Origin of the sequence: Acinetobacter sp. AOR14_HL, from assembly GCF_027855175.1 — a bacterium.
In the GTDB taxonomy this organism is placed as follows: Bacteria; Pseudomonadota; Gammaproteobacteria; order Pseudomonadales; family Moraxellaceae; genus Acinetobacter; species Acinetobacter calcoaceticus.
The window spans coordinates 81,900-99,758 of the sequence record NZ_JAKTII010000006.1 but is presented as its reverse complement, the minus strand read 5'-3'; the positions used below and the strand labels follow the sequence as shown (position 1 = coordinate 99,758).

Here is a 17,859-nt window from a genome sequence, read left to right as displayed (position 1 = left end):
GAGAAGCTATTAAGGCTTCTCTTTTTTTATGGTTTTTAGAGAAATCTAAAGAGTAGATCATGATTTGCTTAAGTTGGCTGCACAAGCTACGATTGCAAAGTTGTGCAAGTGAATCAGCATATTATATGTATATGATGAAATCGAATATCAATATGAAAAAACAAGCAAAAGGAATCGGTTTTAAATCACTATAATGCATAACTAATGCTATAAGCCATATAAAGGCTTGTGGTTGGATTATTTATCACGAAAAATTGGAGTTGTTATGGCACTCGTTCCTCCACATGGTCTTCTACGTGGTGGTTTAATACCACTTCTAGATTTTATGGGCAAAATGGATAGAGAAGGACGTGTTCATGACTGAATCAAGACTTACACATCTCAAGCAACTTGAAGCTGAAAGCATTCATATTATCCGTGAAGTTGCTGCTGAATTTGAAAATCCGGTAATGCTTTACTCGATTGGTAAAGACTCTGCGGTAATGCTTCATCTTGCGTTAAAAGCGTTTTACCCAGCTAAACTTCCATTCCCATTATTACATGTAGATACTGGGTGGAAATTTAAAGAAATGATTTCATTTCGCGATAACATGGCAAAAACGCATGGCTTTGATTTAATCGTTCATCAGAACAAAGAAGGTCGCGAAGCTGGTATTAATCCATTCGATCATGGTAGCTCAAAATACACAGATATTATGAAAACCCAAGCTTTGAAACAGGCTTTGGATAAATATCAATTTGATGCTGCTTTTGGTGGTGCACGCCGTGATGAAGAAAAATCACGTGCGAAAGAACGTGTTTATTCATTCCGTGATAGCAAGCATCGTTGGGATCCGAAAAACCAGCGTCCTGAACTTTGGAATCTTTACAATGGTAAAGTGAACAAAGGTGAAAGTATTCGTGTATTCCCTTTATCTAACTGGACTGAGTTGGATATCTGGCAATATATCTATTTAGAAAATATTCAAATCGTTCCTCTTTATTTCTCTGCTGTTCGTCCAGTAGTAGAGCGTAGTGGTACGTTAATCATGGTTGATGATGAACGTATGCGCTTAAAAGAAGGTGAAGTTCCACAGATGAAGTCTGTACGTTTCCGTACGCTTGGCTGTTATCCATTAACTGGTGCAGTTGAGTCTGAAGCAGATACGTTACCTGAAATTATCCAAGAGATGCTTTTAGCCACTAGTTCTGAGCGTCAAGGTCGTATGATTGACCATGATGAAGCGGGCTCAATGGAAAAGAAAAAGCAAGAAGGCTATTTCTAAGACAATTTCTAAATTTGTGGAGTTTGAGCAATGTCTCATCAATCAGAATTAATCAGTCAAGATATCTTGGCCTATTTGAAGCAACATGAACAAAAAGACCTTCTGCGCTTTTTGACTTGCGGTAACGTGGATGATGGTAAAAGTACTTTAATTGGACGTTTACTCTACGACTCAAAATTGATTTATGAAGATCAATTGCAAGCCGTAACGCGTGATAGTAAAAAAGTAGGAACCACGGGCGATGCACCAGACTTGGCATTACTTGTAGATGGTTTACAAGCTGAGCGTGAGCAGGGTATTACCATTGATGTGGCTTACCGCTATTTCTCGACAGAAAAACGTAAGTTTATTATTGCTGATACCCCAGGACATGAGCAATATACCCGTAACATGGCAACAGGCGCATCGACAGCTGATCTTGCAATTATCTTGATTGATGCGCGTTATGGTGTGCAAACTCAAACTCGTCGTCATACTTTTATTGCTAGTTTACTTGGTATTAAAAATATCGTTGTTGCTATTAATAAAATGGACTTGGTTGAGTACTCTCCTGAGCGCTTTACTGAAATTCAGATTGAATATGATGCTTTCGTAAGCCAATTGGGTGACCGTCGTCCAGCTAATATTCAGTTTGTGCCGATTTCTGCTTTAAATGGCGATAACGTAGTAAATGTTTCTGAGCATACAGCTTGGTACAAGGGTCAAACCTTGATGAGCATTCTTGAATCTGTGGAAATTAGTCGTGAATCAAACAAACACGAATTCCGTTTCCCTGTTCAATATGTGAACCGTCCAAACCTCGATTTCCGTGGTTTTGCTGGTACTGTTGCTTTGGGTGAAATCAATGTTGGTGATGAAATCGTTGCATTACCATCAGGTAAGCGTTCAACAGTTAAAGAAATCGTTACTTTTGATGGAAATCTAGATCAAGCTGTTGCGGGTCAAGCTGTAACATTAACGTTGAATGATGAAATTGACATTAGCCGTGGTAACGTATTAGTACGTGCAGGCGAACAACCATTAATTTCTCGCAGTGTTCGTGCTTCAGTGGTATGGATGAATGAACATCCGCTCGTGAAGGGTAAGTTGTACAACGTTAAAATTGGTACACAGACTGTTCCTGCCAAAGTGACTAACATTCACTATCGTGTGAATGTGAATACGCTTGAGCATACTCAGGTGGAAGAGCTTGAGTTAAATGCAATTGCGGACGTTGTTGTTGAGTTTGATGCGCCAGTCGTATTTGACCAGTATCAAGATTCACGATACACAGGTTCATTTATTTTCATTGACCGTTTAAGCAATGTAACGGTTGGTGCGGGTATGGTTGAGTCTGCGGTAGAGTGGACTGCGCATAGTAATCCTATTACTGCTGAAGATCGTGCTGCACGTTTGGGCCAAAAGCCAGCAGCAGTTCAAGTTTCAGCAAAAGTACTCGAGCAAGCTCAAGTCATCGAAAGTTCGTTAATTCAGCAAGGCGTAGTTGCTATTGCTAAAGCTGATTTAACGGAAGAACTAGTTGCTTTGCTCCGTCAAACTGGCGTAACTGTTTTGACTACTGTAGCTGAAGGTACTGATACTAGCATTACTACTGAAAATGTAGATGAGTTGGTTGAACAAATTATTGCATTAGTCCGTCTTTAATAGGCTGAATTGATTTTGAAAAAACCCGCGTAAGCGGGTTTTTTTTTATTGGGTTTAGAAAATACTTTGAGTTTTTAAAGTTAAATATTCTCTTAAATCCTTAGGATAGCTCTGAATCATCTTTAAAAATATATCTCGATCGCCTTGATATAAGGCGCGTGTTGCTTCTTCGTAATTTGGCATATTACCCAACATGGCAGACATAAAACGGTCGATGGCTTGTTTTGCGAGCATAATATTACCTTCAGAATTTGGGTTACTTAACTCTTTATCAATTAACTTACGAATTACTGCTGATGCACTCGCACTTTGTTGATCTAACCAATCCCAATGTTTTTTCTGTAAAGTGATTTCACGAGAAATTACTCCGAGTTTAGGTCGTCCAACTTTTTTAATTTCTTCCGGTTCAGCATAACGTTGTTGAAATTCTTGTTCCGAACCAGAAAGATCAAGATCAATTTGTTGACCTGTTTGATCGTTAAAAATCAGAATATTTTCCGTTGTTTTAGGAATATGTTTGAGTTTTTTTGCAAGTTCAACTAGGGAGTCACTCGCAATAAGCGTGCTTCCAGTGAAAGCAGTATAGGTGATTTTAGTATTCATTTTAGTCGTATATTTTTATCTGGGTAAAATAATATTATCAGGGTAAAATTAATTTGGCAAATAATTAAAATTATAACCAAAGAATTATTTGATTTTATGAGTGTAGTCTATGAAGTCAGGACTATAAAAATAGTCAAGATAATAGGCTATTTAAAATTTTACTCTGCTTTAGTAGTGCTTTTATGAGAGAATATGCCTTTAGTTGTATGTATAAGGACTCCTATGTTTGAGCAATCTCCTGAATCTTTAAGCGATATCGAAATTTTAGACATTTTACAGTCTATGAAAAAAGATAAGCTAGATACGGAAGCAAATGAGATTATCCGTAATGGGGGGAAAGCTGGGCGTCAAGAAGCACATAAACAGGCTTTAGTTGCATTGAATGCAAACTTTGAAGAAAAGTTTGTAGAAGCTGCTACGCTGGCATTAGGCTTGAATTCAGGTCAGGCGAAAAAGATTCGTTATAAAAAAGACCGTATCCGTATTTTTAAAGCACGTGGTATTGATTATTTAGCTATTGATGGTGCAGAAACCGCTCAGGTTTTAGCTCAAGTTGCTCAAGCGATTAGTCGTGAAGATGCGATCGTGACTGAAGGTCTACACAATATTTTTCCATTTTGGAAAGAAGGTTGGCCAATGGTTCAGTTTGATAATGCTTATAAAATTTTAGAAGAAGACATTACATTGCATTTTAACATTGTGTTAGATCACTTAATTGAATATGTACAGAAATAAAAAAAGCCCCGATTGGGGCTTTTTTATTGCATATGAATAATTAAAGCGTGCTAAAGAGTGGGAAAACACCAATCACTAAAGCAGTACCCATTAATACCATACAAGTTATAAATGCCCACTTTAAAGTGAACTTTTGATGGTCGGCAAAATCGACTTTAGCAAGACCACATAACAAATAGGTTGATGGAACAAGAGGTGATAGCAAGTGTACAGGTTGACCTACAATCGAAGCGCGAGCAATCGCTTCTGCACTAATACCATAATGTGAAGCAGCTTCAGCAAGAATTGGTAAAACACCATAGAAGAAAGCATCATTTGACATAAAGAATGTCAAAGGCATACTCACTAAAGCAGTGATTGGTGCAAGATATGGACCCATGCTTGGAGGAATCATTGCGACGAATTCTTTAGACATCGCCTCAACCATACCTGTACCAGATAAAATACCTGTGAAAATACCTGCTGCGAAAATTAAGCCCACAACAGCTAAGACACTGTCTGCATGCATTGCAATGCGTTTTTTCTGCATATCAACATCTGGGTAGTTAATGAGCATTGCGATACAGAACGCTATCATGAACAACACAGACATAGGCAAGATGCCTTTGATCAAAGCAATCATAAGAAGGATGGTAAGCACCATATTTACTTTGCGTAAATGTGGGCGGGTCGCTTCAGGATCTTTCGATACAGTAATATTGTCACCATGGTGAGTTTCAAGCTCAATAACGCCTAAACGTTTTTGCTCGTAACGACCATATAAGTATGCCAAGAAGAATAACCAACCAATACTAATGACCATAGGGATAATCATTGGTACGAAAATGTGGCTTGGGTCAATTTGCAGGGCGCTTGCAGCACGAGCTGTAGGGCCACCCCATGGTGTTAGGTTCATTACACCGCTACATAACAGCATAAGTGCAGTCATGATGAGCGTATTCATTCCTAAGCGTTGATAAAGTGGCAACATTGCAGCCACACAAATCATATATGTTGTTGAGCCATCACCATCTAAAGAAACCATTGTGGTTAAGAACACGGTTCCCATTGTGATTTTTAAAGGATCGCCTTTAACCTTTTTTAAAATCCATTTAACTGGTGGATCGAAAAGACCTGCATCGATCATTAAGGCAAAATATAAAATTGCGAATAAAAGCATTACGCCAGTTGGCGCTAATTTTTTGATGCCTTCTAGCATCATCTCACTGAGACCTTTAAGTTCAATGTGACTCAAACTTTCAAAGTAGTGACCTAGGCCCCAGGCAATAAGAGAAAAAATAAATGGGATGAGAATTAAAGCAATAATAGGGCTTAAACGTTTGGACATGATTAAGTACATGAAGCACAAAATCATGCCAACACCAAGTAATGTCAGCATACAATCAATCCTTTGCCTATAGTTTTACTGAACAAGTTTATTCAAAACTCTGACCTTGGTTATTCTTATTAATTTTTATTAAAAAGACAAATAATATATTTAGTTTATTTGGTTAATATATATTCAGTTGGAGGGGTATATTTGGGCGAAATACTGAACATATATATTAGGGTTATAATAAGCATATAATAAATGTAATTCATTATAATGGATTATAAAGGTTTTATAAAAATAAAAATTATATGATATTTTTTTAAATTATATGTGGTTTGATGGGTGAAATGAGAAGAAGAACCATTTAAAGACTTGCTTTGAGCTAAGTTACATAAGTTTGTTTGCAATGTAAATGGGGGCTTAATCGCATCATGTTAATTGAGATATGTAGATTATTCTATTATTTTTCAGTATTTAAGATTTAATGTAAGTGATAATTTAAATAATATTATTTTTAGATTAAAAGAGCAAATTGAATTTATGGATCTAAAATAATTATTACATATATTTGAAAAATTTATTTAGATTAAAAAATACCCCACATAAAATTGTGAGGTATTTTAATTAATATAAATCAGTTTTCATCAATTGATGAATGTACTTCGCTTTGTTCTAAAATTCGAGTTACAAGAAGTTGGTCAATTTTAAAATGATCGACATCGACTACTTCAAACTTGTAGCCACCGAATTCTACAAAATCTGCTGGACGTGGAATTTTGCGTAGGCGGTACATCATGAAGCCTGCTAATGTTTCATAATTTTCTTCATCAGGCATTTCATCAATTTCAAGTGCGTGTCTTAGGTCATCAATTGGTGTGCTGCCATCAATTAACCACGAGTTATTATCGCGTTTAATGATTTGTTGATCTTCTTCAATTGGTGTTACCCAGTCGCCCATAACCGTAATCATAATATCGCTTAAGGTAATAACCCCTACAACAAGCGCATATTCATTTATAACAACCGCAAACTTTTCTTTGGTAGAGCGGAAGCGATCAAGTAATTCTGATAGGGTTAAGGTGTCCGGAATCATCAGGACAGTACGAATGGTTGTTTCATTCAATTGCGTTGGGGATTGGTTGTTTAAAATACGAACAAGAAAGTCTTTGGCGTCGACGTAACCAATGACCTGATCAATATTTTCATTACATACCAAAAATTTTGAATAAGGATACTCTGCTAATTTTTGACGAATGCTATCTTCATGTTCGTTTAAGGTGAAATAAACAACATTTTCACGTGTTGTCATGCTGGAAGGTACGTTGCGTTCTTCTAATTCAAAAACATTCTCGATAAAGTGATGTTCTTGTTTTTGCAGTACGCCTGCTTGAGCACCTGCATCCATTACTGCTGAAATATCATCAAAAGTAATGTTGTCTTCTCGTGTTGTATTCACTTTAAATAAACGGAATAGCAAGTTGGCAATTGCGTTAATTCCCCAAGCTAAAGGTTTACAAACCTTAATAAAAACCTGAATTGGATTAATAACACTAATTGCAATTTTTTCAGGGGCAATCATAGCCAAACGTTTTGGCATAAGATCGGCAAATAAAATAAAGAGTGATGTCACTAAAGTAAAGGATAGGGCAAAACCAATCGTTTGTGTCCAAGGACCTGCGTAGAAACGGTCAACTAAAGTCACGAAATAAGGACGAAAAGCAGCTTCACCCAAAATACCGCCTAAAATCGCAACTGCATTTAGGCCAATTTGAGAGGCTGCAAAAAAGTCAGCAGATTGTTCTTGTAAATCTAGTACTTGTTGGGCGCGTTCTTCACCAGCTTCGGCTAGAATTTTTAACTTAACTTTTCTGGCACCAGCGAGTGCAATTTCAGTTAAAGATAAAAAGCCTGCTCCGATGATAAGCAGTACGATGATAATGATATTTTGAAAGAGACTCACAAATCACCTGAGATTCATCATTATTATGACTATGTTTTAACATAAAAAGGCGCTGAGGTAATCAGATTGATTGCTCAGCGCCTGAAATCGACAATTAAATTAAAATTTATTTAATAGTGAGAAAATTGTGAATTATTGGTTAGAAATTCACGGTTTTCCTCTTCAATCATTTGACGAGCAACAAATAAGATAAGTTGGCGCAACCAGCGATGAGCAGGGTGATGATGTAACAACGGGCACCAAGCCATTTTAAGTTCGAACTCTGGAATATAAAAAGGAGGATCCTTTATAACCAGTTTAGGGTTCTGTGTTTGTAGACGTGCCATCCGTGTTGGTAATGTGGCAATAAGGTCTACGTTTTGAGCAAGTAAAGCTGGCATTTGGTAGTGGCGAGTAAATACAGAAATTTTACGACGTTGACCAATACGTTCTAATGCCTGATCAATCCAGCCTAAACCACCTTGTTTATCAGGGTTTACGCCAAAACCGACACCCATACCTGTTTTAGAAACCCAGATATGTTGTGCATCTAAATAGCTTTTTAAATTTAAATGAGTTACAGCAGGGTGTTTATCGTTAAGAATACAACTGAAACTATCACGCCAAACTAAAACCTGATGGAAACTTTGCGGTATTTCATTAAATCTATTAATTGCAAGATCAACTTTACCTTGTTCCATGTCTCTATAGGACACATCACTTGGTGTAAGAAAATCGAGAACAACGTTTGGAGCTTCAGAGCGGAGCGCTTTAACAAGACGAGGAACTAAAGTTGCCTCGGCATAGTCCGATGTCATAATGCGGAAAACACGATTACTTGTATAAGGGCGGAATTCGGTACGGGGTTCCAAAATCATGGAGAGATCAGCAAGTGCATCACGAATACGAGGTTGTAATTCAAGAGCACGTTCTGTTGGAGTCATCCCTTCAGAAGAACGGATAAGAAGAGGGTCATTAAATAAATTACGTAAGCGACGTAAAATATTACTCATTGCAGGCTGAGTTACCCCAAGCTGTTCGGCCGCGCGTGTAACATTTTTTTCACGAAGAAGTACATCAAGATATATTAATAGATTAAGATCTACTCGCTCCAGATTCATAAAAAAAATACCGAAAATAAAACCCTGAAATTGTTTCAAATTATGCCATATCTAATAACTATTGTGTGAAAAAATGATGAGAAAAACGACATTTTTTGTAGGAATTAAGTAGGGGTAAAAAGTGCTTCAAAGGCTCGATTTTATTGTCTTTGCTACATTTTTAAGTATGAAGGTGACAAATAGAATATATTTATATATAACTTATTACTTTCTAGCATGGAAATTGACTTTTTACATTGGCAAAAATAGCCTAATTTACAATTGACTTTTAAGGTTAAAAATGGGTGGAAAAACTTCAAAAATTGTATAAAAATAAGACTTACTAAGTTTTTAGAATAAAACTCTATACTTCTTTAGAATAATTTTATTTTTATAAACAAAGTGTTAATGTTTTTGGTTTTATCTATAATATCGGTTTATCGGTACATTTTTTAAATAAATACTGAAGATTAATAAAGGATATTGGATTAATTGATTGGCTAAGTCTAAGCTGTGTTCATGAAGAAGCAGCTGGTGTCATAAGAAATTTAAGTACATGACTCTAGGCTTCAATCGATGAAATCCTAAAATGAATACAGGACAATATCATGACTACATATCAAACAGCGATTGATGCAATCCGCGAACTAAAAGCAAAATTCGGTAGCACTTGGCGCGATATTAGCCCAGAAGATGCTGCACGTATGCAAATGCAAAACCAATTCAAAACTGGTTTAGACATTGCTAAATACACAGCTGCGATTATGCGTCGTGATATGGCTGCTTATGATGCTGACTCTAGCAAATACACTCAATCATTAGGTTGCTGGCACGGTTTTATCGCACAACAAAAAATGATTGCGAACAAAAAATACTTCGGTACTACTGAGCGTCGCTATATCTACCTTTCTGGTTGGATGGTTGCTGCTCTTCGTTCAGAGTTTGGTCCACTTCCTGACCAATCTATGCACGAAAAAACTTCAGTACCTGCATTGATCGAAGAAATCTATACTTTCTTACGTCAAGCTGATGCAAAAGAATTAAACGATTTATTCCGTGCGCTTAAAAAAGCAAACGAAGCTGGTGATACTGCTAAAGCTGCTGAAATCACTGCTCAAATCGACGGTTTCCAAACTCACATTGTGCCAATTATTGCTGACATCGATGCTGGTTTCGGTAACGAAGAAGCGACTTACTTGCTTGCTCGTAAAATGATCGAAGCTGGTGCTTGTGCACTTCAAATCGAAAACCAAGTATCTGATGCTAAACAATGTGGTCACCAAGCTGGTAAAGTAACTGTTCCACATGAAGATTTCATCTCTAAAATCCATGCATTACGTTATGCATTCTTAGAAATGGGTCTTGATGACGGTATCATCGTTGCGCGTACTGACTCTGAAGGCGCTGACTTGACTCAAAAAATCCCAGTGGTTAAAGAGCCAGGTGACATTGCTTCTCAATACATCGGTTTCTTAGACACTGTTGAAATTGACATTGCTGATGCTCAAGAAGACGAAATCTTGATCAAACGTGATGGTAAATTACACCGTCCTAAGCGTTTACCTTCAGGTTTATATCAGTTCCGTGCTGACACACAAATTGACCGTGTTGTACTTGACTGTGTATCTAGCCTTCAAAATGGTGCTGACCTTCTTTGGATCGAAACTGCGACTCCAAACGTAGAAGAAATTGCTCACATGGTTAACCGTGTTAAAGAAGTTGTTCCAAATGCGAAGCTTGTTTATAACAACAGCCCATCATTCAACTGGACTTTAAACTTCCGTCAACAAGCTTACGATCGTTGGGTTGCTGAAGGTAAAGACGTTTCTGCTTACGACCGTGCTAAATTAATGAGCGCTGAGTATGATGCTACTGAATTAGCTGCTGATGCAGACGCTAAGATCCGTACATTCCAAGCAGACGCTTCTCGTGAAGCTGGTGTGTTCCATCACTTGATCACACTTCCGACTTACCACACTGCTGCTCTTTCTACACATGAGCTTGCACAAGGTTACTTCGGTTCTGAAGGTATGTTGGCTTATGTTGCTGGCGTACAACGTAAAGAAATCCGTGGCGGTATCGCTTGTGTGAAACACCAAGCAATGGCTGGTTCTGACATCGGTGATGATCACAAAGAAATCTTCTCTGGTGACAATGCACTTAAAGCGCATGACGATGCTAAAAACACAATGAACCAATTCGCTGCACACTAAGAATTGATTTCAAAAGAAAACCCGCTCAGATGAGCGGGTTTTTTATCATTAATAAATAATTATTTTTTCAATACATAGTGTTCAGCTAAAGAACCTTCAACTTTCTTACCTTCCATATCTAAAGCAGTGGCTGTATTTTCACCAATGAAGAATTTACGATTTTGTCCTTTGTCATCTAAGGTAATTACAGAAGTATTATCTTTGTCAAAAGTAAACGTACCGTGTGTTTCAAATGGATTTTTATCACCTTTGCCAAGATAAGTTTCAGTCAATTCATAAGTTTTATCATCTTTTAACTCTAACTCAGTTTTGATGCCTTCACAGTCCGCACATGGAAGAGTGCCTTTATATGTGCCATCCCAATCTAGTGAGTTTTCAGCCGTATGAGCGGTATCTACTGCATTGTTATTCGCTTCAGTAGTTTGTGCTGGAGTAGAGGCTTGTGTTGTTTTGTCGGCTTTATTTTCATTTTTGCTACAAGCAACAAGAAGGGCACTTACAAGTGCAACTGATAATAATGTTTTTTTCATGATGATCTAAACCTCGGAAAATAAATAAAAAAGCAATCAACAGGCTATGAAATATAAGAGCTTAATAAAAGTTTAAGTATGTAATTTAATTTTAACAAAAGGTAAAGTGAGTAAATTTTGGAATAATTATTAAAACAAAAATTAAAAGCAGGTATTCACTAAAACGATTTAATGAATACCTTATAAATTACGGTTGCGCTGAAACTCCACCTAGAGAGTCACATGCTGATTTATAGAGTTGGTATTGTTGCTTTAAAACTTCATCTAGCGGCATGTCGAATAATTCTTCACCATTTTTGTAGCTCTCTACGTATGAAGTTGCTTTTTCTTTGCTTACCGCTAAAGATTGCTGATAGTAAGAATTAATCGAGCTTGTTGCAAGCTGGCTTGTCTCAACATTTTTACATTCGAAATTGTGCAGGATCTTTTCTGCACGTTTGACCTCACTAGATTGGCCAAAAATACACCCAGTTAAAAAGACAAGTGGGGTTAACACGAAAAAAAGTTTCATGGAGAGCAAGTATGGAAGCAACGGTGGGCGCTATTGTATAAACAATTCCATAAGTTACTGTGGTTTTATGTTAGACATTGATGATTTTTTAACTCATTAAAATCGAAAAATTGTATCTAATTTTATCAGTCGGCTTATTTTCATATTTGGTGCGTATTTTGCTTATAAGTTTAAGCACTTATTTTGAACATATGAACCAGAATGAATCAGGTACAAACGTTTTCAAAAAACTCTTTAGCACCATTTTGGTATGCGCAATTAGAGCTCGGATTTTGTTTTGAAAATTCACGCACCATAATGAGTCATCGAAAACATCATGGCCCTGTTAGGGTGCAAAAAATGCTCTGGCCTGAAAGGACTGGTGTATGTCATGCCATTATTGTTCATCCACCAGCAGGAATTGCAGGAGGAGATTATCTGACGTTTGAAATTGAAACCAAAGATCAAGCTCATGCGGTAGTAACTACTCCAGGCGCGGGGAAATGGTACAAAACCAATGGAAAACAAGCTTTTCAGCATATTCATTTGCATGTGAAAGATCAGTCTATTTTAGAGTGGGTTCCACAAGAAACGATGCTTTTTGATGGAGCCTTAGCACATTCAGAAACTCATATTCATCTTGATAATGCTGCAAGTTTTATTGGATGGGATATGTTGGTACTTGGGCGACAGGCACGTGCTGAGCGCTTTGTTCAAGGGAGTTATTACAACCAGTTTAAATTGTGGCGCGAACATAAATTGTTGGTTGCAGATACATTGTATTTTGAAGGAGAAGATCGTTGGCTTAGTTCATGTTTAGGTATGAACAATCAAGCAGTAATGGGAAGCTTTTGGGCAGCCGCTCCAGAGGAATATCGTTCATCATTTTACTTAGAACAACAGTTAGAGCTCATTCGTGAATTGATGATGCGTATGCAAGCACCTGTCACATTAACCTTATTGGATGATGTGGTTTCGGCCCGTTTTTTGGGAAATGATGTCCGTCATTGTCATGATGCTTTTGCAGCTATACGGGCTAACTTGCGTCGATATTGGTTTGATTTAGAAGAAGAATTTCCAAGAATATGGAAAACATAAATTACGTTAAATTGCGTATTTAAAAAACAGTTAAAACAAGTATGCTGTTTTTGAGCACGTATTTTGCTTAAAGAATATAAATGAAATTTAGGAAAGAGATATGGAACTCAATCCAACAGAAAAAGATAAATTACTGATTTTTACAGCAGGACTTGTTGCTGAACGCCGTAAAGCGCGTGGCTTGAAACTGAATTATCCTGAAGCTATTGCTTTTATTTCAGCAGCTTTACTTGAAGGTGCACGGGACGGTATGACGGTCAGTGATTTAATGCACTACGGTACAACCTTATTAAAGCGCGAAGATGTAATGGATGGTGTGCCAGAAATGATTGCTGAGGTTCAAGTCGAGGCAACTTTTCCAGATGGCTCGAAATTAGTCACAGTTCATCAGCCAATTGTATAAAAGGAACGCTTATGATCCCCGGCGAAATCATTACTCCAGATGCTGATATAGAGCTGAATGTTGGGCGGCAAACTTTAAAAGTTGTAGTTGCCAACATTGGCGATCGGCCTATTCAGGTGGGTTCACATTTTCATTTTTATGAAGCAAATGATGCACTTCAGTTTGATCGTGAGCTAGCTAAAGGCTTTCGATTGAATATTGCAGCTGGTACAGCAATTCGCTTTGAACCGGGACAAACTCGGGAAGTTGAGCTTGTTGCTTTAGCGGGTAAGCGAGAAGTATATGGTTTCGCAGGCCGCGTCATGGGCAAGTTGGATTAGACATAACAATGATAATGAAAGAGATGAGTATTAAGTTATGAAAATGTCACGTCGTGCATATGCTGAGATGTTTGGTCCAACAGTGGGTGATCGTATTCGCTTGGCTGATACAGAGCTCTTTATTGAAGTTGAGCAAGATTTAACGACATACGGTGAAGAAGTTAAATTTGGTGGCGGAAAAGTCATTCGTGATGGGATGGGGCAGTCACAGCTTTTAGCCAATGAAGTCGCTGATACTGTAATTACCAATGCTTTAATTGTGGATTGGTGGGGAATTGTTAAAGCTGATGTAGGTTTGAAGAATGGTCGCATTTGGAAAATAGGAAAAGCTGGAAACCCTGATATTCAACCAGACATTACGATTCCTTTAGGAGCTGCAACAGAGGTTATTGCTGGTGAGGGGCAAATTTTAACAGCCGGTGGTATTGATACTCACATTCACTGGATTTGTCCTCAACAAGTTGAAACTGCGCTTATGTCTGGTACAACAACAATGGTCGGAGGTGGTACAGGACCGGCAGCAGGAACCTCTGCAACAACAGTGACTCCGGGACCTTGGCACATTGCTACCATGTTACAGGCCATTGATGATTTGCCGATGAATATTGGCCTATTAGGCAAAGGTAATTTAAGTTTACCAGACCCCATTCGAGAGCAAATTAAAGCTGGGGTGATTGGCTTAAAGCTGCATGAAGATTGGGGTTCAACACCTGCAGCCATTGATAACTGCTTGAGCGTGGCAGATGAGTTTGATGTGCAGGTCGCGATTCATACAGATACCTTGAATGAAAGTGGTTTTTTAGAAGAGACTCTAGCTGCATTTAAAAATCGTACGATTCATACCTACCATACCGAAGGTGCAGGTGGTGGACATGCGCCTGATATTTTAAAAGCGATTGGACAAACTAATGTTTTGCCGTCTTCTACTAATCCCACACGACCTTATACGATTAATACCATTGATGAGCATTTAGATATGCTCATGGTATGCCACCATTTAGACCCAGCAATTGCTGAAGATATTGCTTTTGCAGAAAGTCGTATTCGCCGTGAAACGATTGCAGCCGAAGATATTCTACAAGACTTAGGTGCCATTGCCATGATGTCATCGGACTCTCAGGCAATGGGTCGTGTGGGGGAAGTGATTTTACGTACTTGGCAAACTGCCCACAAAATGAAAATTCAACGCGGCCCTTTAGAGGGTGATAACGAGTTCCATGATAATAATCGTGTTAAACGTTACATTGCCAAATATACGATTAACCCTGCAATTACACATGGTTTAAGTCATGAAGTTGGTTCGGTTGAAGTTGGAAAACTTGCTGATTTGGTGTTGTGGAAACCTGCCTTTTTTGGAGTGAAGCCATCTATGATTATTAAAGGTGGCATGATTGCAGCAGCACCGATGGGTGATATTAATGCTTCAATTCCGACACCTCAACCAGTGCATTACCGTCCAATGTTTGGTGCCTATCCACGCGGTGTGCACAACACCTGCATTACCTTTTTATCGCAAGCAGCGATTGATGAAAAAGTTGCTGAAAAATTAAACCTGAAGAAGTTAATTAGTCCGTGTAAAAACACGCGCGAAATTAGCAAAACTGACATGAAACACAACACATATTGTCCTGTCATGCATGTACACCCCGAGACTTATGAGGTGAGAGCTGATGGTGAGTTATTAACGTGTGAACCTGCTGATGTGTTACCCATGGCTCAGCGTTATTTCTTGTTTTAATGAATTTTGTCGAGGTGATTTGCCTCATTAATTTATACACATGAATGAAATAAATAAGGAGAGAAGAGCTAAATGAAAATCTATACACAACGCCTTGAACATATTTCTCCTGATCAAGCATTTGAAACGGTTGAACTGACTTTTGATACCCGCCAAAAATCACGGTTTCGAGCGGCTTTAGCGAGCGGCGTAGATATTGGTGCCGATTTACCACGTACTGGTATTTTGCGTAGTGGTTCATATATTGCAACTCAACAAGGTGATGTACTACGTATTGATGCTAAACCTGAAAGATTAATGCAAGTCAGTGCAGCAAGCGATTTTGATTTGCTTAAAGCAGCCTACCATCTGGGTAACCGACATGTGCCATTAATGCTTACACCTACTGCTTTATATTTTGAGCCTGATCATGTACTTGCAGAAATGGTAGAGGGCTTAGGCCTGAAAGTGACAAAGATTGATCATCCATTTGAACCTGAAAGTGGTGCTTATGCACAGCATAGCCATGATCATCGTTTAAGCCCAATCAAAGCTTTGCATCATGTCCATTCATAACGCGGCGCAATTACTTCAATTACTGACATTGTCTTCTACGGCATTGCCAGTTGGAGCATATTGTTATTCACAAGGTGTAGAAACAGCCATTGATATTGGCTTAATACACGATGAAACGTCGGCAATTGCTTATTTCGAAGAAGTGCTTGAAATGCTGTTAGTACGCTTTGAGCTGCCAGTACTGAAACGTCTCATGCAACATCATGATGACCAAGATCAGTTTCTGGTTTGGGCAAATTTATATAGAGCAAGCCGAGAAAGCAAAGAGCTTTTAGCGGAATCTCAGCAGCTGGCATTTTCTTTAAATGCATGGATTAGAGATGTTTTAAAAAAACCTGTTGAGGTTAAAAAGCAGTTTGGTTTTGTGCCTGTCTATGCACAGCTCTGTGGTCGACTTGGACTTAACGATGTTGATGTGCTCACAGCTTATACCTTTACCGTTTTAGAAAATCAGGTTCTGGCTGCGGTAAAAACCGTACCGTTAGGGCAAATGGCTGGACAAAGAATTTTATGGCATTTACATGGTTTGGTACCACAGGCGATAGAAAAAGCCTTAAAACTTAATGATGAGCAATTGAGCAGTGCTTTACCTCGTTATGCCATGCTGAGCATGAAACACGAAACACAATATTCACGGTTATTCAGATCTTAAGTTTAGGAAAAAAGGATAAAAATCATGACAGAACGTAGTCCATTACGAGTTGGAATTGGCGGACCAGTAGGTTCAGGCAAAACTGCGCTTACACTTAATTTATGTTTAGCCTTGCGTAATAAATACAACATGGCTGTAGTAACGAATGATATTTATACTAAAGAAGATTCAAACTTTTTAACCCGTAACGAAGCGATGTCGCCAGATCGTATTGTGGGTGTAGAAACAGGGGGATGCCCACACACAGCCATCCGTGAAGATGCTTCAATTAATTTGGCTGCCATTGATGATTTATGTGAAAAGTTTGAAGGCTTAGAACTCATTATTATTGAAAGCGGTGGTGATAATTTAGCAGCAACATTTAGCCCAGAACTTTCTGATTTAACTCTATATGTCATTGATGTAGCCGGTGGCGAAAAAATTCCACGTAAAGGTGGGCCGGGCATTACCAAATCAGATTTACTCATTATTAATAAAACTGACCTTGCGCCAATGGTCGGTGCAAATCTTGATGTTATGGATCAAGATGCAAAACGCATGCGCGGCGAAAAACCATTCTTATTTTCAAATATGAAAACGCAAGATGGTCTTGAAGAAATAATTCAATTTATCGAGAAACAAGGGCTGTTTAAAGCTTAAGGAGAGATTATGGACTTCATTAAAAAATGGGGCATAGGGCTCCTTGGATTGCTACCTACACTTGTAATGGCACATCCTGGGCATGACCATGAACATTCGGGTTTTCTGGCGGGTTTTATTCATCCATTTACTGGTTTAGATCATTTAGTGATGGCCTTAGCTTTCGGTGTTTTACTCTGGTCAGCAGCTAAGCAATGGAAAGTTGCAGGTGTAATGACTTTGAGTGTTACTCTAATTGTAGGCTTTTTAATCGGTGCTCAAGGTTTAGTACCTACAAATGTTGCTGAATATGGGATTGTTGCTTCTTTAGTTGTTACAGCAATTGCACTGTGGACAAAATCAAATCGTGTTTTACCAATTGCTGCGGCATTACTTGCAAGCTTTCATGGCATAGCGCATGGGGTTGAATTAGCACATGCAGGACATGTCGTTGCATTAGTGACAGGTATGGTTGCGGCTATGGCTTTAATTTATTGTGGTGGATTGGCATTAGGTGCTGCACTTACACGATATGTGCCTTATGGCAAAAAAATTGTTGGCACCTGTGCGGCAGTTGTTGCAGTGATTGGTTTAAGTTAATTAAAACCTTGCAAAAAAAGGTGGCTTTAAGCTACCTTTTTTGA

At 38.3% G+C, this 17,859-nt stretch carries 19 protein-coding genes; 13 read left to right on the top strand and 6 right to left on the bottom strand.

Annotated features, from left to right (window positions below; translation table 11 throughout):
- The first annotated feature begins 232 nt into the window (after nucleotides 1–232).
- Genes MKL38_RS07390 through cysN form a run of 3 tightly spaced genes read left to right on the top strand, consistent with a single transcriptional unit; the run spans nucleotide 233 to nucleotide 2,909 of the window.
- A complete protein-coding gene (locus tag MKL38_RS07390; protein ID WP_080026499.1) occupies nucleotides 233–364 on the top strand; it encodes a hypothetical protein in 132 nt (43 codons plus the stop codon).
- A complete protein-coding gene (gene cysD, locus MKL38_RS07385; protein ID WP_004641806.1) occupies nucleotides 357–1,265 on the top strand; it encodes a sulfate adenylyltransferase subunit CysD in 909 nt (302 codons plus the stop codon). The genes MKL38_RS07390 and cysD overlap by 8 nt, the downstream gene beginning before the upstream one ends.
- Before the next feature lie 30 nt (nucleotides 1,266–1,295).
- On the top strand, nucleotides 1,296–2,909 hold the full coding sequence (gene cysN, locus MKL38_RS07380) for a sulfate adenylyltransferase subunit CysN (RefSeq protein WP_270902940.1): 1,614 nt from the start codon (nucleotides 1,296–1,298) through the stop codon (nucleotides 2,907–2,909).
- A gap of 54 nt (nucleotides 2,910–2,963) precedes the next feature.
- Here the strand turns inward: cysN and MKL38_RS07375 are convergent, their stop codons facing one another.
- Complete coding sequence (locus tag MKL38_RS07375; protein WP_270902939.1) at nucleotides 2,964–3,512, bottom strand: DUF2239 family protein; 549 nt, start codon at nucleotides 3,510–3,512, stop codon at nucleotides 2,964–2,966.
- 222 nt (nucleotides 3,513–3,734) lie between these two features.
- Between MKL38_RS07375 and MKL38_RS07370 the strand changes: the two genes are divergently transcribed.
- On the top strand, nucleotides 3,735–4,247 hold the full coding sequence (locus tag MKL38_RS07370; protein WP_005042220.1) for a hypothetical protein: 513 nt from the start codon (nucleotides 3,735–3,737) through the stop codon (nucleotides 4,245–4,247).
- A 40-nt stretch (nucleotides 4,248–4,287) separates the two neighbouring features.
- Here MKL38_RS07370 and MKL38_RS07365 read toward each other — a convergent pair whose 3' ends face one another.
- The 3 genes from MKL38_RS07365 to MKL38_RS07355 form a co-directional block, all read right to left on the bottom strand.
- Entirely contained in the window at nucleotides 4,288–5,625 is a 1,338-nt protein-coding gene (locus tag MKL38_RS07365; RefSeq protein ID WP_017391687.1) for a CitMHS family transporter, read from the bottom strand.
- A 568-nt stretch (nucleotides 5,626–6,193) separates the two neighbouring features.
- Nucleotides 6,194–7,519 (bottom strand): hemolysin family protein, encoded by a 1,326-nt coding sequence (locus MKL38_RS07360; protein WP_017391686.1) that lies wholly within the window; start codon nucleotides 7,517–7,519, stop codon nucleotides 6,194–6,196.
- Nucleotides 7,520–7,629: 110 nt separating this feature from the next.
- Nucleotides 7,630–8,619 carry a LysR family transcriptional regulator gene (locus MKL38_RS07355; protein WP_003653025.1) on the bottom strand — a complete coding sequence of 330 codons (990 nt, stop codon included), beginning with the start codon at nucleotides 8,617–8,619 and terminating at the stop codon, nucleotides 7,630–7,632.
- Between the two features lie 587 nt (nucleotides 8,620–9,206).
- On the opposite strand from MKL38_RS07355, the gene MKL38_RS07350 reads away from it, so the two are divergent.
- Nucleotides 9,207–10,811, top strand: coding sequence for an isocitrate lyase (locus MKL38_RS07350; RefSeq protein ID WP_003653024.1), 1,605 nt, complete (start codon nucleotides 9,207–9,209; stop codon nucleotides 10,809–10,811).
- A 59-nt stretch (nucleotides 10,812–10,870) separates the two neighbouring features.
- Here MKL38_RS07350 and MKL38_RS07345 read toward each other — a convergent pair whose 3' ends face one another.
- Nucleotides 10,871–11,341 (bottom strand): copper resistance protein NlpE, encoded by a 471-nt coding sequence (locus MKL38_RS07345; RefSeq protein ID WP_270902938.1) that lies wholly within the window; start codon nucleotides 11,339–11,341, stop codon nucleotides 10,871–10,873.
- A gap of 187 nt (nucleotides 11,342–11,528) precedes the next feature.
- Nucleotides 11,529–11,852 carry a hypothetical protein gene (locus tag MKL38_RS07340; RefSeq protein ID WP_005042208.1) on the bottom strand — a complete coding sequence of 108 codons (324 nt, stop codon included), beginning with the start codon at nucleotides 11,850–11,852 and terminating at the stop codon, nucleotides 11,529–11,531.
- Between the two features lie 201 nt (nucleotides 11,853–12,053).
- Here MKL38_RS07340 and MKL38_RS07335 point away from each other — a divergent pair, with 201 nt between their 5' ends.
- The 8 genes from MKL38_RS07335 (at nucleotide 12,054) to MKL38_RS07300 (ending at nucleotide 17,815) form a co-directional block, all read left to right on the top strand.
- Entirely contained in the window at nucleotides 12,054–12,929 is an 876-nt protein-coding gene (locus MKL38_RS07335; RefSeq protein ID WP_270902937.1) for an urease accessory protein UreD, read from the top strand.
- A 100-nt stretch (nucleotides 12,930–13,029) separates the two neighbouring features.
- Nucleotides 13,030–13,332, top strand: a complete 303-nt coding sequence (ureA, locus tag MKL38_RS07330; protein ID WP_002117495.1) for an urease subunit gamma — start codon at nucleotides 13,030–13,032, stop codon at nucleotides 13,330–13,332.
- Nucleotides 13,333–13,343: 11 nt separating this feature from the next.
- Nucleotides 13,344–13,652, top strand: coding sequence for an urease subunit beta (locus tag MKL38_RS07325; RefSeq protein WP_004641817.1), 309 nt, complete (start codon nucleotides 13,344–13,346; stop codon nucleotides 13,650–13,652).
- A 37-nt stretch (nucleotides 13,653–13,689) separates the two neighbouring features.
- A complete protein-coding gene (gene ureC, locus MKL38_RS07320; RefSeq protein WP_270902936.1) occupies nucleotides 13,690–15,390 on the top strand; it encodes an urease subunit alpha in 1,701 nt (566 codons plus the stop codon).
- Nucleotides 15,391–15,462: 72 nt separating this feature from the next.
- Nucleotides 15,463–15,945, top strand: a complete 483-nt coding sequence (ureE, locus tag MKL38_RS07315) for an urease accessory protein UreE (RefSeq protein WP_270902935.1) — start codon at nucleotides 15,463–15,465, stop codon at nucleotides 15,943–15,945.
- Nucleotides 15,932–16,597 (top strand): urease accessory protein UreF, encoded by a 666-nt coding sequence (locus MKL38_RS07310; RefSeq protein WP_270902934.1) that lies wholly within the window; start codon nucleotides 15,932–15,934, stop codon nucleotides 16,595–16,597. Before ureE ends, MKL38_RS07310 begins: the two co-directional genes overlap by 14 nt.
- Before the next feature lie 24 nt (nucleotides 16,598–16,621).
- Nucleotides 16,622–17,236, top strand: a complete 615-nt coding sequence (ureG, locus tag MKL38_RS07305) for an urease accessory protein UreG (RefSeq protein ID WP_002117800.1) — start codon at nucleotides 16,622–16,624, stop codon at nucleotides 17,234–17,236.
- A gap of 9 nt (nucleotides 17,237–17,245) precedes the next feature.
- Nucleotides 17,246–17,815, top strand: coding sequence for a HupE/UreJ family protein (locus MKL38_RS07300; RefSeq protein ID WP_270902933.1), 570 nt, complete (start codon nucleotides 17,246–17,248; stop codon nucleotides 17,813–17,815).
- Nucleotides 17,816–17,859: the final 44 nt, after the last annotated feature.

What these genes read in the sequence shown, in the direction of transcription:
- MKL38_RS07300 (WP_270902933.1), top strand. Translation starts at nt 17,246, where the DNA reads ATGGACTTCATTAAAAAATGGGGCATAGGGCTCCTTGGATTGCTACCT.
- cysN (WP_270902940.1), top strand. Translation starts at nt 1,296, where the DNA reads ATGTCTCATCAATCAGAATTAATCAGTCAAGATATCTTGGCCTATTTG.
- ureC (WP_270902936.1), top strand. Translation starts at nt 13,690, where the DNA reads ATGAAAATGTCACGTCGTGCATATGCTGAGATGTTTGGTCCAACAGTG.
- cysD (WP_004641806.1), top strand. Translation starts at nt 357, where the DNA reads ATGACTGAATCAAGACTTACACATCTCAAGCAACTTGAAGCTGAAAGC.
- MKL38_RS07375 (WP_270902939.1), bottom strand. Translation starts at nt 3,512, where the DNA reads ATGAATACTAAAATCACCTATACTGCTTTCACTGGAAGCACGCTTATT.
- MKL38_RS07365 (WP_017391687.1), bottom strand. Translation starts at nt 5,625, where the DNA reads ATGCTGACATTACTTGGTGTTGGCATGATTTTGTGCTTCATGTACTTA.
- ureE (WP_270902935.1), top strand. Translation starts at nt 15,463, where the DNA reads ATGAAAATCTATACACAACGCCTTGAACATATTTCTCCTGATCAAGCA.
- MKL38_RS07310 (WP_270902934.1), top strand. Translation starts at nt 15,932, where the DNA reads ATGTCCATTCATAACGCGGCGCAATTACTTCAATTACTGACATTGTCT.
- MKL38_RS07335 (WP_270902937.1), top strand. Translation starts at nt 12,054, where the DNA reads ATGAATCAGGTACAAACGTTTTCAAAAAACTCTTTAGCACCATTTTGG.
- MKL38_RS07350 (WP_003653024.1), top strand. Translation starts at nt 9,207, where the DNA reads ATGACTACATATCAAACAGCGATTGATGCAATCCGCGAACTAAAAGCA.
- MKL38_RS07325 (WP_004641817.1), top strand. Translation starts at nt 13,344, where the DNA reads ATGATCCCCGGCGAAATCATTACTCCAGATGCTGATATAGAGCTGAAT.
- ureA (WP_002117495.1), top strand. Translation starts at nt 13,030, where the DNA reads ATGGAACTCAATCCAACAGAAAAAGATAAATTACTGATTTTTACAGCA.
- MKL38_RS07345 (WP_270902938.1), bottom strand. Translation starts at nt 11,341, where the DNA reads ATGAAAAAAACATTATTATCAGTTGCACTTGTAAGTGCCCTTCTTGTT.
- ureG (WP_002117800.1), top strand. Translation starts at nt 16,622, where the DNA reads ATGACAGAACGTAGTCCATTACGAGTTGGAATTGGCGGACCAGTAGGT.
- MKL38_RS07370 (WP_005042220.1), top strand. Translation starts at nt 3,735, where the DNA reads ATGTTTGAGCAATCTCCTGAATCTTTAAGCGATATCGAAATTTTAGAC.
- MKL38_RS07355 (WP_003653025.1), bottom strand. Translation starts at nt 8,619, where the DNA reads ATGAATCTGGAGCGAGTAGATCTTAATCTATTAATATATCTTGATGTA.
- MKL38_RS07340 (WP_005042208.1), bottom strand. Translation starts at nt 11,852, where the DNA reads ATGAAACTTTTTTTCGTGTTAACCCCACTTGTCTTTTTAACTGGGTGT.